The 15,778-nt window shown below is 57.7% G+C and carries 17 protein-coding genes; 10 read left to right on the plus strand and 7 right to left on the minus strand.

Annotation, left to right across the window (positions count from 1 at the left end):
* Window positions 1-41: 41 nt before the first annotated feature.
* A complete protein-coding gene (locus ACR0JA_RS09940; protein ID WP_480573509.1) occupies window positions 42-1,310 on the plus strand; it encodes an MFS transporter in 1,269 nt (422 codons plus the stop codon).
* Window positions 1,311-1,324: 14 nt separating this feature from the next.
* Here ACR0JA_RS09940 and ACR0JA_RS09945 read toward each other — a convergent pair whose 3' ends face one another.
* From ACR0JA_RS09945 to ACR0JA_RS09975, 7 genes are all read right to left on the minus strand, one after another.
* A complete protein-coding gene (locus ACR0JA_RS09945) occupies window positions 1,325-2,314 on the minus strand; it encodes a sterol desaturase family protein (RefSeq protein ID WP_480573512.1) in 990 nt (329 codons plus the stop codon).
* A 66-nt stretch (window positions 2,315-2,380) separates the two neighbouring features.
* Window positions 2,381-3,781, minus strand: coding sequence for a DUF4856 domain-containing protein (locus ACR0JA_RS09950; RefSeq protein WP_480573515.1), 1,401 nt, complete (start codon window positions 3,779-3,781; stop codon window positions 2,381-2,383).
* A 293-nt stretch (window positions 3,782-4,074) separates the two neighbouring features.
* Window positions 4,075-5,451 (minus strand): DUF4384 domain-containing protein, encoded by a 1,377-nt coding sequence (locus ACR0JA_RS09955; RefSeq protein ID WP_480573518.1) that lies wholly within the window; start codon window positions 5,449-5,451, stop codon window positions 4,075-4,077.
* Complete coding sequence (locus ACR0JA_RS09960) at window positions 5,448-5,858, minus strand: ExbD/TolR family protein (RefSeq protein ID WP_480573521.1); 411 nt, start codon at window positions 5,856-5,858, stop codon at window positions 5,448-5,450. The genes ACR0JA_RS09955 and ACR0JA_RS09960 overlap by 4 nt, the downstream gene beginning before the upstream one ends.
* The gene (locus ACR0JA_RS09965; RefSeq protein ID WP_480573524.1) at window positions 5,855-6,289 is read right to left on the minus strand and encodes an ExbD/TolR family protein; all 435 of its coding nucleotides are present in this window, start codon (window positions 6,287-6,289) and stop codon (window positions 5,855-5,857) included. Before ACR0JA_RS09965 ends, ACR0JA_RS09960 begins: the two co-directional genes overlap by 4 nt.
* Before the next feature lie 10 nt (window positions 6,290-6,299).
* The gene (locus ACR0JA_RS09970; RefSeq protein WP_480573527.1) at window positions 6,300-6,920 is read right to left on the minus strand and encodes a MotA/TolQ/ExbB proton channel family protein; all 621 of its coding nucleotides are present in this window, start codon (window positions 6,918-6,920) and stop codon (window positions 6,300-6,302) included.
* A gap of 3 nt (window positions 6,921-6,923) precedes the next feature.
* Window positions 6,924-7,340: a hypothetical protein gene (locus ACR0JA_RS09975; RefSeq protein WP_480573530.1), complete on the minus strand. Its 417-nt coding sequence runs from the start codon at window positions 7,338-7,340 to the stop codon at window positions 6,924-6,926.
* A gap of 70 nt (window positions 7,341-7,410) precedes the next feature.
* On the opposite strand from ACR0JA_RS09975, the gene ACR0JA_RS09980 reads away from it, so the two are divergent.
* From ACR0JA_RS09980 to tssG, 9 genes are all read left to right on the plus strand, one after another.
* Complete coding sequence (locus tag ACR0JA_RS09980; RefSeq protein WP_480573533.1) at window positions 7,411-7,617, plus strand: hypothetical protein; 207 nt, start codon at window positions 7,411-7,413, stop codon at window positions 7,615-7,617.
* 148 nt (window positions 7,618-7,765) lie between these two features.
* Window positions 7,766-8,800, plus strand: coding sequence for a type VI secretion system protein TssA (tssA, locus tag ACR0JA_RS09985; protein WP_480573536.1), 1,035 nt, complete (start codon window positions 7,766-7,768; stop codon window positions 8,798-8,800).
* A gap of 67 nt (window positions 8,801-8,867) precedes the next feature.
* On the plus strand, window positions 8,868-9,383 hold the full coding sequence (gene tssB / locus ACR0JA_RS09990) for a type VI secretion system contractile sheath small subunit (RefSeq protein ID WP_039526464.1): 516 nt from the start codon (window positions 8,868-8,870) through the stop codon (window positions 9,381-9,383).
* A 3-nt stretch (window positions 9,384-9,386) separates the two neighbouring features.
* Window positions 9,387-10,883, plus strand: a complete 1,497-nt coding sequence (gene tssC, locus ACR0JA_RS09995) for a type VI secretion system contractile sheath large subunit (protein WP_480573539.1) — start codon at window positions 9,387-9,389, stop codon at window positions 10,881-10,883.
* A gap of 92 nt (window positions 10,884-10,975) precedes the next feature.
* Window positions 10,976-11,470 carry an Hcp family type VI secretion system effector gene (locus ACR0JA_RS10000; RefSeq protein WP_480573542.1) on the plus strand — a complete coding sequence of 165 codons (495 nt, stop codon included), beginning with the start codon at window positions 10,976-10,978 and terminating at the stop codon, window positions 11,468-11,470.
* A gap of 82 nt (window positions 11,471-11,552) precedes the next feature.
* Window positions 11,553-12,374 (plus strand): type VI secretion system accessory protein TagJ, encoded by an 822-nt coding sequence (locus ACR0JA_RS10005; protein WP_480573545.1) that lies wholly within the window; start codon window positions 11,553-11,555, stop codon window positions 12,372-12,374.
* Window positions 12,367-12,861 carry a type VI secretion system baseplate subunit TssE gene (gene tssE, locus ACR0JA_RS10010; RefSeq protein WP_480573548.1) on the plus strand — a complete coding sequence of 165 codons (495 nt, stop codon included), beginning with the start codon at window positions 12,367-12,369 and terminating at the stop codon, window positions 12,859-12,861. The genes ACR0JA_RS10005 and tssE overlap by 8 nt, the downstream gene beginning before the upstream one ends.
* A gap of 5 nt (window positions 12,862-12,866) precedes the next feature.
* Window positions 12,867-14,744, plus strand: a complete 1,878-nt coding sequence (gene tssF / locus ACR0JA_RS10015; protein WP_480573551.1) for a type VI secretion system baseplate subunit TssF — start codon at window positions 12,867-12,869, stop codon at window positions 14,742-14,744.
* Entirely contained in the window at window positions 14,708-15,778 is a 1,071-nt protein-coding gene (tssG, locus tag ACR0JA_RS10020; RefSeq protein WP_480573554.1) for a type VI secretion system baseplate subunit TssG, read from the plus strand. Before tssF ends, tssG begins: the two co-directional genes overlap by 37 nt.

Here is a 15,778-nt window from a genome sequence, read left to right on the forward strand (position 1 = left end):
CGTGACGCTCCGGAAACTTTGGGTCTGTACGGGAGTATAGCATGACCAGCGTTGACAACACAAAACGTTACACAGCCACAATCGACGAGGTGATCACCACCGTTGTCATGGCGCGTGTCACTGATTTCTTTGGTTTTTTTGTCTACGCCATCGCGTCAGCTCTGGTTTTTCCCAGGCTGTTTTTTCCCATGCTCGACCCTCTGGCGGGTACGCTGGCGTCATTTGCTATCTTCTCGCTTGCATTTCTGGCGCGACCCATTGCCAGCCTCGCGGGACGCACGCTGCAATATAAGATCGGGCGAGTCGGGAAGGTCACGCTGGCCCTGTTTTTGCTGGGAACGTCGACGGTTGCCATCGGTTTGTTGCCCGGATACGAGAAAATCGGCTGGCTTGCGCCGGTTTTTCTGGCTGTTTTGCGGATTTTGCAGGGGCTGGGACTTGGCGGCGCCTGGGACGGGTTAACCTTGCAATTGCAAAATGCCGCACCCGCCCATCGCAAGGGTGTCTATGCGATGGTTCCGCAACTGGGCGGACCAATTGGTTTTGTTGTCGCCGCGTCGATCTTTTATGTGCTCCACGGCTTTCTGACCGAGGAGGAGTTCCTCAAATGGGGCTGGCGCTTTGCGTTCTTTGCTGTGATGGCGGTCAACGTGGTCTCGTTATATGCCCGCGTTCGGCTGCTGAATTCGGATTTGGGTGTCGAGCCCGAGGTCACTGAGTCAGCTCCGTTGAAGGAACTGGTTCAGAACCAAGGCCGGACGATATTGCTGTCTGCGTTCCTGCCGCTCGCCAGCTATGCCCTGTTCCACATGGTCACCGTTTTCCCACTGGCGTTTGCTGCAATATACGAGCGGTTTGAAATCACCGAAGTCCTGACCGTGCAGTTGATCGGTGGAGCGCTGGCGATCCTGACAGTGATCGCATCCGGATTGTTGGCGGATCGGTACGACCGGCATTTTGTGATCAAACTCAGCTCGATCCTGATTGTTGTGCTCAGCCTGATGATCGGCACCCTGGCACATTATCCCTATGCTTACATCATCTTCGGTTTTCTGGTCCTGGGCCTGGCCTATGGTCAGGCAAGTGCGATCGTGCCCAAGCAGTTTCCGAGGCGTTACCGGTATTCAGGTTCTGCCATGGCGACGAACCTGTCCTGGATATTCGGTGCCGCCTTTGCCCCGCTGGTCGGTATCGGACTAACGGCGGCGTTTGGTCTTTGGGCGGCAGGCCTTTATCTGCTATCAGGCGCGGTTGTCACATTTATGGCGCTGCATCTCATGAACAAGCGCGGCGCGCCCGAGGGCGACTGACGCAATTTTCGATCTCAGCGGCTGCGAATGAACTGTCGTTTCCGACGGTCGCGCAACCTGTCGTATCGACGGCGCAATATCTGTGCGATATCGGCGAAGGGGCGCAGATAGATATCCAACACGCGGGATGGGTGCGCCTCTGACGCGTGCAGGCCAAATTTCAGATCGGCATCCTTTTCGGACAGGTGCAGCGAGCCGAACAGCCAGTCCCAAACTGCAAAAGCGACGCCAAAGTTCTTGTCGTGGTGCTTTCGTGCTATCGAATGATGCACCTGATGCTGCGCCGGGGAAATCAGGATGTGCTCCAGCCAGGGCCAATAGTGGATCGAAACATGCGAATGCCGCAGGTTTGACCCGGTTACATGAAATACGAATGACAGCGCGTTGACCCCCAACACCGTATAAAGGTCCACCGCGCTGCCGAAGAAGAACAGAAACAGCGCCATCGTTGTCCCCTGAGCAACCGCGCTGCGCAACGCATAGAGGATGCCCTCAAGCGGATGGGTCCGATAGACTGTGATGGGCGTCAAGGTTTCGGCGGAATGATGGGTCTTATGAATCGCCCAAAGCACTGGCCAATGGTGCATCCAGCGATGCACCAGATATTTGGTGAAATCGTCGACGATAAAGATTGTCACCGTAAACAGGGCCACGATCAGCGCGGCTGGGGTTTCGGACAACACCCCGCGTTGTAGAAAGGGAACGTCGTGCAGCGCGTAATATAGCAGGGTCCCGATTGCCAGCTGCGACACCAGCAACGGCGATATGAACATCATGAAAACGCGATTGATGACGAAGATCTTGTAGTCTGCTCTGGCCGAGGGGGAAAACAGGATCTTGCGGTCGAAAACCTGCTGTAATGCGCGCTTGACGGATGACCGGCGGGCTGCGACCAGCCACAGAACTGCGATCAACACCGTCAAAAACAGGTACCCGAAAAAGACGCGCTTCTTCGGGTTCGAAAAATCGGAAAGGACCGAGGTTATAGGTTCGAAAATATCCAATACACGCGTCTCGGCTGTAACCCCGGCGGCGATAACAAGCCGCCGCCGGGTTGGGTCAAGTCACCCTTAGTCGTTTTCGGCCGAGGCGTTTTCGCCCAGCTTTTCAGCCAACGCAGCCAGATCAGCTGTCGCATCATTGGCGCGGCTTTCGATGCCGAAAGTATCGATCAGCAGTTTCTGAACTTTCAGCATGTTGACCTGATAATCCTCGAGCGTCATCTCGCGGCCACGGACAAAATTGCCGTCTGCGTCGATGTCCGAGACCATCAAACCATCCGGCATCGCCGGGCCAAAGCCGATCAGCCAGTTCAGGTCGATCGCAGTTGCGCCGAGATTGTTCTTGCCCGATTGCAACGCCATCGAGAAGCCCTTTAGCTCACCCCAGTGTTTGGCATAGTCGCGCAGCGCCTTGTCAGTGTCCTCACCGGATTTGATCTTGTCGATATCCTGGTAGACCGAACCGGCGTATTTGAACGTGGCTTCGGCCAACGTCTTTTCCCAGTTGGTTTCGATGATGTCAGCATAATTCTTCAACTGCGCACGTTGCTCATCGGTCAGGGCCTCACCATTTGCCGAAGCAATCAGCGCGCGACCATCACGGAAGGCGTTGAAGATAGTGGTCATGTACTGGGTGTTCTTGTTGCCACCTTTGTCAGCACCTGCGGCGTAGTAGGCCGGACCAAACACCATCTCGGTCTTCAAGTCGATGACGCCATCACCATTGGCATCCGCAGCGGCCAGGTCTTTCTGCTTGGAAACGCCATAGTTCTGCTCGGGCGATAGGGTCACCGAATGCGCTGCGGCACCAAAGTAACCGAATGCTTCGTCCCAGCTGTGCTCCTTGCCTGTGTAATGCGCGCCCTCTGAATAGGGCTCGTTGTTGGGCTTGTTGTCGGCTTCCAGTTTTTCGTCGAGATAGTTGTCGACCGCCTGGTTATAGGCCATTGCGCCCAGCGTGAATTTCGAGATCAGCTGACCCCAATCCATGCCGTTGACCGGGTCGTAACCCTGCTCGGATGCGGCTGCCAATTTGATCATCTGTAACGCCACATTGACGCCGGACTGGTTGCCTGGCCATGCTGGCATCGCGCCCTTGTAGAACTTGCCCGAGATGTTCTTGCCCTTGGAAATTTCATTCACGGTCGACTGCTTGACCGGGAAGCCGTCCTTGGAAACGGGTGCGATGATCGCCAGATCTTCTTCGGATCCGTTGAAATAGGCCAGCATCAGCGCCTCGACCTCGGCGGCGTTGTTGCCGCCGTCTCCTTTGGCCGCAGCCTTCTTCAGGCTGTCATGCAGAACGTGGCGTGCGATCTGACCGGAATAGGACACCGAGTCCGTTTTGTCGCCCTCATATCCTTTTACGGTCACAGGAAACGGGCCATAGGCTTGATCCGCCAGCGCCGCTCCGCCAATCAGCGTTGCAGCAACAAGCGCCGACGTAAGTTTCAGGTTTGATTTGAACATACGGGTCCCTCAGCATAGTCCGATAAAAGGAGTCGGAAATTAATCTTGATTGTTTTAGTCAATCAATTGGGTGCAATGTCAAGGTAATTTCGAGTGAATGCGGAACATCGTTCTGAAAACACCCAATCGGCGCGCACTACAAACCAGGAATATGTGAACAACGGAGTTGCTTGAGAGCTATTCTCAAGGGTCATTGCCGGCGCTGATTGCGAGTTCAAAAAAATAATTTTAATTCAGTATGCTGCGCCGGTCACTTAAAGTCGTTTTTCTTAGGCCGATTGTAGCCCCGGAAGCTACTGAGCTGCCGTTGTAATGAAAAAATAGACCCATTCGCCTTTAAAATCCGGATACCTGGCACGGGCAGCAGACACGCGCTCTCTGAGAAACTCCAGATAGGCGTCGGCAGGTTCGATCAGCGGCCGGTCGGTGTCGTACAGAGGATGCGACGCGGCAAAAGCTACGGCAATCTCTTGCCCGTAAGGTGGCCCGATCGTGATGAAAAGCCCCGGGTCGCCCTGATTTTGCGCGCCGATTTGCAAGGCAGATTTGGCCTGTGTCAATTGCAGCGGCGACGAGTCGTTCGGGCTGAGGTGGATGACCTGACCGTCCGCATCGAAATAGTCGACATAGATGTAGGCGTCATAATCGGCACCTGTCAGGTCGAGGACCAGTTGCTGGCCTTCGGTATAGCGGAAGGCGCGCGCATGCACGTCCTCTCCTACCAGCAGCGGATTGGTGATCTGGTCGGTGGATTGCGGCAGGCCGACATCGGCGATCCCGCTCAGTGCGCCACATTGCGGGCGCGGCAAGACCAGCAGGTTGTCAGCAACCCGGATGTTCTCTCCCATCTGGGTCTGAAGCGCAGACAACACGGGATTGCGCAGGCCGTCTTCGGGAATATGACCGATCAACTCAAGCGTATTGCTCTCGGGTTGGAACTGAACCTGCAGCCGGGAACATGGGACCTGAGACAGCAGACCGTCGATACCGTCACGCACATCCAGCGCCTGCTGGCCTGCATCCCCGGGTTGCATGAAGCTTTGGAAGGCCGCAAGCGAGACAGGATCAATCGGTCCGTCACCGGTCGACGAAAACACATCCGAGGCCTTGGCTCGTGGTATGTCCGGTTTCGTTTGCGTTAGCGCGGCGGGCTGGGCCTGAACCGCCTGTGCGGCCTGCGCGGTCGGCGCTGCCAACGCAACGGCCTGTGTCGGCACAATCTGGGGGGCAAGTGCGCTCAAAGGCAGGTCTGCAGCGGAAACACTGGCCGGTGTTACGCTGGCGGCCTGAGCAGGGCGCGGAGTTTCGGTGATTTCGGTCAAAATATCCGGGGCTGCATCCAGCGTTTCGACGGTTTCTCCGATCCGCTCCAACGCCGGCAGAGCGCTGATCTCAGGTGCGGCGGCAGTCGCGGAGCTCTGGCGTATTACACCCTGTGCCAATCTTGGGCCCGACGCGTCGCCTGCCTGCGCAACATCTGCCTGCGGTCGTGTCTCGATGGCATCGCTTTGTTTGACCCTATGGGCTGACAATTGCATCCGGGTTTCGGGTACGGGTTGTTCCGCGACAGGGTCGGGATCGATTGACCACAGCAGCACCCCAGCCCCCACGAGATGGAGCGCAATCGACCCGACCAGCCCAGCGCCCCATATGATTGGGGTGCGGATCACCGAACCGGACCCGGCGGCGTCACGACCAGCACAACGTCGCGCGCGCCCAGTGCCTCGAACTGAGCAATCAGAGGCAGCACGTCGCGCAAGGTGGTGTCTCGGTGGGCATTGATGCGGATCAGCGTCTCGGGCTGATCCGACAGCGCCAATTGCACGCGCGACACAACCTCGTCGCTTAGCACTTCCGTACCGTCCAATGCCAAAACGCCGTCGGCGCTGACGGACAGAGTCAAACCCCCGGCAGGCATATCGGCACCGGTTTGGGCGACAGGCGGTTCCACGTCGAAAGGCGCCGTCGCATCCATTCGGCCAATCAGCATGAAAAACACTAGCAGAAAGAAAACTACATCGATCAATGCAATGATTGTTTCCGGGTGATGGCGGGGTGCTGGTCTGGTGATCCTCATGGGCGCGCCTCCAGCCGGACCACGCGCATATTGGTCACGCCAGCGGTCGTGACGACATCCATGACTGACACCAACGCCTGCATTCTGGCGCTGCCGGTCGGCAGGATTATCACCTGTGTGGCCGGTTCGATGACAAGTTGATCGCTTAGCAAGGCAGAAAGGTCATCCAACTGATAGGGGCGCCCCCGAAAATAGGCTGTACCATCCGCGCCAACCCGGATCAGCATCGCGCCCGGGGCTTGCCCGCTTGCCTCGCTCTGCGATGGGGCAGGGCGGTCTTGCTGTGACAGCGCCGGGATCATGTCGAGGTTCAGATAGGTGGACGTGACCATGAAGAACACGAGCAGGATCAGCATTACGTCGATCATCGGAACAAGCGAAATCAGCGGCCGTGTCGGCCTGCGCCTGTTGAGGATGATCTCTTCGCTCATTGCCACCCCTTCAATCCGCGCCGCGTTCCTCGATCACCATCAGGCGCCCGACCGCGTTTTCGATGGCCTGCGCTCCGGCTTCGGCGCGACCCGACAACAGCGACGCACCGACAGCCGCAGGGATCGCCACCAGAAGCCCGGCCGCTGTGGTCAGCAGCGCCTGCCAGATACCACCGGCCAGAACCGAGGCATTCGCCGCCCCTTGAGCCAGTTCAAGCTCTTGAAATGACTGAATCATGCCGGTCACGGTTCCCAACAACCCGAGAAGCGGCGAGATCATGGCGATGAGTTCCAGAACTCTGATCCACGTGGTCATTGACGCAAATTCCAGATTGCCGCGTCGGGTCAGTTCTGCCGTCAACGCTGGGCCTTTGAACCCCTCGATCAGCGCTTGCATCGCATAGGCGCAGACACGATCCGCAGGTGATTTGCCCGAGGCAACAGCCGCTTGGGCGCCCGCGCGATCGCCTTTCGACCACTCGACCAGAGCGCTGTCGCGTGACGCGCCGCCCGAGCGCACAGGGGCGAGTTGAATGGCCTTGACGACGATCAGGGTCAGCGACAGCAGAGACAGCAGCCCAAGCACAATCAGGATCGGCCCGCCGGTTCCAAGGTTTTCAAATCCCAACATGACTTATTGCGCCAGACTGGCCGAGGTCTTGCTGCCCAGCGACAGCAACGGAAAACAGTCCACGGGATCGGCGTTCTGTGGTTTGCAGGCGGGCAGATCGTGCAGCAGAATTTCCGAGATATTGGCGCAGTCGATTTCGGGGATTTCGAACAGCTTCAGGACGGTGCGCTGAACGGGCAGGGGGGAGGCGTCGATCGACAGCAGCCGGTCAATCACGCCGTTGCCGTCGAGAATGGCAAGCGACATCTCAAACTCTTCAAAACTGTTGTCGGTCTGGTTGCGAAACAAAAAGAACGCTCGGCACCCGCCGCTTTCACCGGCTTCGAACTTGTTCAATTCGATTGACAGCTTGCCTTCGTCGGCCGAAGCAGAAGATGCGGCCAGAGCCAGTGCGATTGCGCCAAAGATGCCAGGTCTCATGCTAATTTCCCCTTGTTCCCTTACGTCAACTTTTCCATTATCCGACTGAGTCCAATTGCTGGCCGGTTCGATGTTCGACGCAGCCCCGGTGGTCAAAGAACGCGATAATCGTGCTGTTGGCACGATCATTGCAGTATCAAGGGCCAACCGAAAAGAAGAAATATTGCGCGTGAGCGACAAGGAGCGATGGCTGTGCCTTGCGGGCGTTGCAGGGATCAAGCGCGGGCCACGACAGGCGCGCATATTGGATTTGACTTTATCGGGGGGATGCGGCTGATTTACCACAGGGTTAGCTGTTCAACCGCCGGGAAATTGCGAGTTGTCCAGTCATGTGAACTAATTCATACACGCAGCAGTCAAAGCTGCGGTAAGCGACGAAAAAAGCGACAACAAGCTACCAAAGCACAAGACGGTTCGGGGAGAACATGGATCTATCATCTTATTTGGAACCAAGGGACGACGAGTCGCCAAGCGGCGAGAATCTGGAATATGATCCGGCGTTCACCGACCTTGAGATCGCGGCCCAACCGGGCGAAGAGCGTCAGATGGGTGACGAGGTTGTCGCCGCCGAAGAGCAGGATTGGGGCGATGTGGAATCCAAGGCGCTGGCCGTCATGGACAAAAGCCACGACCTGCGCGCCGCTGTTTATCTGGCCGAGGCCGTGCTTCACACCAAGGGTTTGCCAGCTTTTGCTGCGTCGATCGGCTATGTGAAGTCTTTGTTGGAAGACAACTGGGAAACCTGCCACCCCGAATTGGACGAAGATGACGGCGACGCCACGATGCGCATAAATGCCGTGCGCGGGATCGCATCTTCTGATCGAATGGTGCGGGCGCTGCGCCGCACCGGCCTGACCGATAGCCGCATGTTCGGTCAGATGACCCTTCGGCATCTGGACGTCGTCGATGGCCGCATCAACATGCCTGCCGATCTTGACGACATCCCGGACGAGAACTCGGTTGCGGCAGCGTTCAAGGATACCGACGACGAGGTCCTGTCGGCCAATGCCGAAGCGGCTGCGTCCGCTTTGGATGATGTTACGGCCATCGATGCGATCTTTAGCGACAAGACGCCGGGCGAAGGCCCGGACCTCGATCCGCTGTCCGAGGCGCTGAAAAGCATCAAGCAAGCGCTAGCGCGGTATGCCGATGTCGGCGAAATTGCCGACGCGGACAGCGGCGATGACGAGGCCCCGGCGGCCGCCGCACCCGGCGCACCGGCGCGGGGTCCTTCCGGTGGCGGGGCGATCAACTCGCCCGACGATGTCACCATGATGTTGGACCGCATCATGGATTATTACGCGCGCTGCGAACCCTCCAGCCCGCTGCCAGTTCTGCTGGAACGGGCAAAGCGCCTTGTTAATGCCGATTTTCTGACGATTATCGAAGACATGGCGAAAGAGGGTCTGGACGAGGTTCGTCAGATTGGCGGCCTGAAGGAAGATGATGACGATTATTGATCCTCGCCGATCATGCGGCGGTAACGGATTGAAAAGAAACACTGATGGATGAATCGAGGAGCACCAGATGGCCGATAGTTCACAAAAATTCATAGCCCGGAACAGGGCTCCGAGGGTTCAGATCGAATACGATGTGGAGCTGTACGGAGCTGAAAAGAAAGTTCAGTTGCCCTTCGTCATGGGCGTCATGAGCGATCTGGCCGGAAAATCCGAGGTTGAGCAGCCCGCAGTTGCGGACCGCAAGTTCCTTGAGATCGATGTCGACAATTTCGATGATCGGATGAAGTCGATGGCCCCTCGCGCAGCGTTCACCGTGCCGAACACGCTGACTGGCGAAGGCAACCTGGCTGTCGATATTACGTTCGAGAGCATGGACGATTTCAGTCCGGCAGCGATTGCCGCCAAGGTCGAGCCGCTCAAGGAGCTTCTGGATGCGCGCACCCAGTTGTCCAACCTGATGACATATATGGACGGCAAGACCGGTGCCGAAGATCTGATTTCCAAGATCATGCAAGACCCAAGCTTGCTGAAGACACTGGCAGCCCAGCCCAAACCGGGCGGCGACGCCGCCGAGGAGGAGTAAAAGATGGCCGAAGAAGAAGCCAAGGTAGAAGCCGCCGAAGGCGCAACAGCATTTGGATCCTCGGAATTCGAGGCTTTGCTGACCAAAGAATTCCGCCCCAAGTCGGATCAGGCGAAAACCGCTGTTGAAAGCGCGGTCAAAACGCTGGCCGAACAGGCGCTGGCCAACACGGGCCTGATCTCGGACGATGCGCTGCGCTCGATCGAAGGCATCATTGCCGAGATCGACAAGAAGCTGACCGAACAGGTCAACCTGATCCTGCACCACGCAGATTTCCAGCAGATGGAAAGCGCATGGCGTGGTCTGCATTATCTGGTGAACAACACCGAAACCGACGAGATGTTGAAAATCCGCGTGATGAACATCTCGAAGAAAGACATGCACAAGACCCTGCGCAAGTTCAAAGGGACCGCATGGGATCAGTCGCCGATCTTCAAAAAGCTTTATGAAGAAGAATTCGGCCAGTTTGGTGGCGAACCCTATGGCTCGCTGGTTGCGGACTATCACTTCGACCACAGCCCTCAGGATATCGAGCTGCTGGGCGAGATGTCCAAGATCGCCGCTGCCGCTCACGCGCCGCTGATCACCGGGGCCAAACCCAGCCTGTTCCAGATGGACAGCTGGTCGGAACTGGCCAATCCGCGCGACCTGACCAAGATCTTCCAAACCCCGGAATATGCCGCATGGCGGTCCCTGCGGGAGAGCGAAGATTCCAAATATGTGGGTCTGGCGATGCCGCGCTTCCTGGGCCGTCTGCCCTATGGCTCCAAGACCGAACCGGTCGAGGAGTTCGCGTTCGAAGAAGACACCACAGGTGCCAACAGTGAAAACTACAGCTGGGTCAATGCGGCCTATGGCATGGCGGTGAACATCAACCGGTCTTTCAAGGAATACGGATGGTGCTCGCGCATTCGGGGTGTGGAAAGCGGCGGAACGGTCGAAGGCCTGCCGGCGCATACTTTCCCGACTGACGATGGCGGCGTGGATATGAAATGCCCGACCGAGATTGCCATTTCGGACCGGCGCGAGGCGGAACTGGCCAAGAACGGCATGATGCCCCTGATCCACCGCAAAAACAGCGATTCGGCGACCTTTATCGGTGCGCAATCGCTGCATAAGCCTGCGGAATATGACGATCCGGACGCTACCGCGAACGCCAATCTGGCTGCACGTCTGCCCTACCTGTTCGCGACCTGCCGCTTTGCGCACTACCTGAAATGTATGGTGCGCGACAAAGTCGGCTCGTTCAAAAGCCGTCAGGATATGGAATCCTGGCTGCAGGAATGGATCAACCAATACGTTGATTTCAACGCCGATATTTCTGCCGAAGCGGAAAAGGCGCGCAAGCCGCTTGCCTCGGCCGAGGTCGTGGTTGAGGACGTAGAAGGGAACCCGGGCTATTATACGTCCAAGTTCTTCCTGCGCCCCCATTATCAGCTCGAAGGGCTGTCGGTTTCACTGCGGCTTGTCTCAAAACTTCCGTCCGAAAAAGCTGGGTAAATGACAAAAAAGTTGGCGGCATGTGATGTGTTTCACTGCCGCCGCTTTGGCTCTCCAGTATTTCAAAGACATCAACCTTAGAGGAAGGCAAAATGGAAAACGTATTCATCAAAATGGACTTCCCTGGCGAGGCCCGGGAAAAAGGACACACCGACTGGATCGCTTGTAAAGAGATCACCTGGAACGTCGAACGGACACTGGACATGGCCGACATGGGTACCACCCAGCGTGGCTATGCGAACGCAAACTTCGGCAAAGTCGAGTTGAACACGGAACTGAGCAAAGCTTCGGCAAAACTCATGACCTATGTTGCTTCGGGCAAATCCAATGCCGAGATGACGATCCACCTGTGCCGGTCGGGCGATGATGAAAAGAAAGGCATGGAGCCTTATCTGATCCTCACGCTGCGTGATGCCATCGTTGACAGCTATTCGGTGTCCGGCGGCGAAGAATCGATCCCGACCGAAAGCTGGACCGTCGCGTATCGCGGTATCTCGGTCAAATACAAGATTGCCGACTTCAAGACCGGCAAACTCAGCGATTGCAACGAGTTCAAGTGGAACCTGGAAACCGGCGACGTCAGCTGATTTTCCGAAACGATCCGGCTCTGGCGGTAAACCATCGCCAGAGCTTTTCGCATTTTCTTCATCCTGACTGCGCGAGGGTTTCATGACGCCGGAAGAGCATCTTAAATCAGGCGATCTGGCGGCCACGCTGGCAACGCTGCAAGACAACATTCGCGCCAATCCCGCAGACGCCAAGCTGCGGATTTTTCTGTTTCAGTTGCTATGTGTCATGGGCGACTGGAAGCGCGCGATTACCCAACTCAAGCTGAGCGCGGAAATGGACGAAGCGGCCACGATGATGGCCAAAACCTATCGCGAGGCAATCATTTGTGAGGTCTACCGCGAAAAGGTTTTTGCGGGCGAAAAAACCCCGATGATTTTTGGCGAGCCCGAAGAGTGGCTGGCCCATCTGATCGAAGCACAAAAATTGACAGCGGGCGGTCACTTCGATCAGGCTGCCGAATTGCGCGGGCGCGCATTCGATGCTGCCCCGGCAACCTCTGGAACCGTCAATGGCGAGGCTTTTGAGTGGATCGCGGATGCGGACATGCGTCTTGGCCCCGTGCTTGAGGTCATCGTGAACGGACGCTATTTCTGGCTGCCTTTTGCGCAGATCGTGCGTTTGGATATCGAAGCCCCCAGTGACCTGCGAGATGCGGTTTGGACAGCCTGCACCCTGACGGTTGCCAGCGGAGGCGAGGTCGCGGCCCTGATCCCAACGCGCTATGCCGGTACAACAGATCAGGGCGACGACGCCGACCGGTTGGCAAGGGCGACAAACTGGGTCGATGCCGGGGCCGAGACCTTTGTCGGGCTGGGCCAGCGGTTGCTGACAACAGACAAATCCGACGTCGCGCTGCTGGATGTCCGCGAACTTGTACTGGATGTGGCCACAGAGGCCGGGGAAACGGCGGGAGATGGCTGAGAAGACACTTGCGGAACGACTGCAACCTTCACTTCTTGACCGGCTGACGGACAACGCACCGGATGAAAGGAAAGAGGGGCGCGACGCGCGTGTGATCGACGTTGGCCGCCTTCGGGAAATCATCCAGCGTGATCTGTCGATGCTGTTGAACACCACCGATCAATCGGACCTGATCGACGAAGATGTCTATCCGCATGCAGCAAAGTCGGTGCTGAACTACGGAATTCGCGAAACCTCAGGGTCATTCTCGACCTTGCGGCAGGCGCAGCGCATCCAGAAATCCATTGCCGATTCGATTGAAGTTTTTGAGCCGCGGATCGTGAAGGGCTCGGTCGCGGTTGACTTACGGTCCGAGAACAAAGCAGGCGACATGCATGTCGAGTTCGACATTCGCGCCGTGATGTGGGCGCAGCCGATGCCGCTGGAACTGTATCTGCGCAGCCGTGTCGATGTGACGACAGGCGAAGTCGCGATCGAGAGGAGCTAGGCGAAATGGACACACGGCTTCTCAAGCACTATGAAACCGAACTTGCCTTTCTGCGCGAAATGGGTGCGGAATTTGCCAATGCCTATCCAAAAATCGCCTCGCGTTTGGGGATGGAGGGGATCGAGGTCGTCGATCCCTATGTGGAACGCCTGCTGGAAGGCAGTGCCTTTCTGGCTGCGCGTGTGCAATTGGAACTGGAAATGCAGTTCCCGACCTTCACGTCGAACCTGCTCGAGATCGTTTACCCGCATTATCTGGCACCGACGCCGTCGATGATGATCGCTCAGCTTGAGCCCGATGTGGGCAATGCAGCGTTGAAAGAAGGGTATCCCATCGCGCGCGGCACGACGCTGCGCGCGCGCCTGGCAGAGGGCGAACAAACGGCTTGTGAGTTTGCCACGTCCTCGGATCTGACATTGTGGCCGATCGAAATTACCGAAGCCGAGTACATCGACGGACGGGGCGAGCTTGTTGCTGCCGGGGTGGCCAAGGAAACCGACGCACGTGCCGGTATTCGGCTACGCCTGAACCGGACCGATGGTGAGCCGATGGCGGATCTGGAATTGGACAGCCTTGTGCTGCATCTGGATACGCAAAGTGGCAAACCCTGGGCGCTGCATGAGTTGCTCAGCACGCAATGTGTTGGTCTGACCGGGCGATCCACCGACCGGCGCGCGGATTGGACTGTGCGGCTGATGGAGGCAGATGTCGTTCCGAAAGGGTTCGAGAGCAATGAAGCCCTGCTGCCCACGCCGCGTCAGTCCTTTGACGGATACCGTCTGCTGCAGGAATATTTTGCGATGCCTGAACGGTTCCTGTTTGTGGAACTGACCGGGTTGAAGCCAGCGCTGAAACAATCGGCTGGCACGGATGTCGATATCTATATCCTGTTGCAAGAGGGTATGCGCGACGTCTCGCCTGCGGTGACCCCAACCGCTTTTACCCTGAATGCGGTGCCTGCGGTTAACCTGTTTCACCGTCGTTGCGACCGAGTGCACATCACCCAGATGGACACCGAGCACCACATTGTTCCGAACCGCACGGCCGGTTTGGACTATGAGATTTTCTCGATCGATCGCGTGATCGGCATTCAGGCGGATGAAGAGGGCGATATTCCTTTCCGCCCCTTCTACAGCGACACGGACCTGACGGCTGCGGGTGACAATCATTCCGCCTATTACACGGTCAAGCGCAGAATGCGTCAGCGGAATGAAAAGGAACGACTGCGCGGGGTGCGGACCTCGTATCTCGGGTCCGAGGTGTACCTGACGCTGGTGGACCGCGCGCAGGCCCCGTATCCCGGAACGCTGGAACAATTGGCGGTTGAGGCGCTGTGTTCGAACCGCGATCTGCCGATGTTGCTGGCCGCGGGCGGTGACGGTGTGTTCCACCTGCCGGACGGAGGACCGGTCAAATCAATTCGAACGCCTGTGACGCCGACACGACCGCACGCCACGCTTGCGCAGGGCGACGCCGCCTGGAAGTTGATCAGTCATCTCAGCCTGAACTATTTGTCGATTGCCGGCGACGGCAAAGACGGCGGTGCAGGCGCCTTGCGTGAACTGCTGGGAATCTACGCACCCTTGGGCAATCGCGTGACTGAAAAGCAGCTTGAGGGCGTTGTCTCGGTCTCGAGCCGCCCAATCGTGCGCCGGATGAGCGACGAGGTACTCAGCACTGCGGTTCGCGGTCTAGAAATCACACTTGGGTTCGACGAAAGCTTTTATGAGGGCACAAGCGTGTATGTGCTCGGTGCTGTGCTGGAACGGTTCTTCCGAAAATACACTACGATCAACAGTTTCACGGAAACGGTGTTGAAAACCGAACGAAGGGGAGAGATTGCCAGATGGCGACCGGCAGCCGGCCTGGGCAGGATCATCTAAGCCTGATCGCCGCGCTGGCGGCGGAGCCTGAAAAGCATCACATCTTTCAGGCGTTGCGCGTGATCGAGGCGCATTACGCCGATGCACCGCGTCTGGGGGAATCCCGTCGTCCGCGTCAGGATCAGGTGCGCCTTGGGCAGGACGTGTCACTGGCCTTTCCACCGAACACGCTGACACGGTTTGACCCGGCTTCGGGCAATCAACCCGGCAAGCTGAGCAATCTGTTTTTTGGTTTTTTTGGCCCTCAGGGGCCGCTGCCGCTGCATCTGACAGAATTTGCCCGGGATCGGTTGCGCAACCACCGCGATCCGACATTTGTCGCCTTCGCGGATATGCTGACGCACCGTCTGATGAGCCTGCTTTACCGAGCATGGGCTGCAGCGGAACCCGCGCCCAGTTTTGATCGCGGCGATGATCCGTTCGAACAGCGGGTTGCTGCGCTGGCGGGGTTCAAGGGTGCAGAATACTCGGACCGGGACGCGATGCCCGACATGCTGCGCCGGTTTTTTGCGGGGCATCTGGGATCGGGAACCAAGACGGTTGAGGGCCTGATCGCGATTCTGTCCGATTATTTCGGCGTCGAGGCACATGTTCAGCAATTCGTCGGAACCTGGCTCGAACTTGAGCCGGATGATACCTGGCAGCTTGGTGGCCCGGCCCGACTTGGGCAATCGACCAGTATTGGCAACCGCGTGTGGTCGCGGTCGGCCAAATTTCGCATTCGGATCGGTCCGCTTTCGCTGGTGGACTACAAGCGTTTGTTGCCCGGGGGTGTGTCGCAGGAGCGGCTCGAGGCCATTCTGCGGACCTATGCCGGGGACACGCTGGATTGGGAAGTCAATCTGGTTTTGTCCGGCGACGAGGTTCCGCGCGCGTCGCTGGGTGGAACAACCCAGTTGGGCCATACCAGTTGGATTCGAACCCGCGACGACCCGGAACAGGACAGACCGGATGCGGACGATCTGATCCTTTATCCCGGATACATAAACCAAGAATTCGAGGCCGCAGAACAGGCCCACAACGAGAGGTATTGA

The organism is Ruegeria sp. AM4, assembly GCF_056540665.1.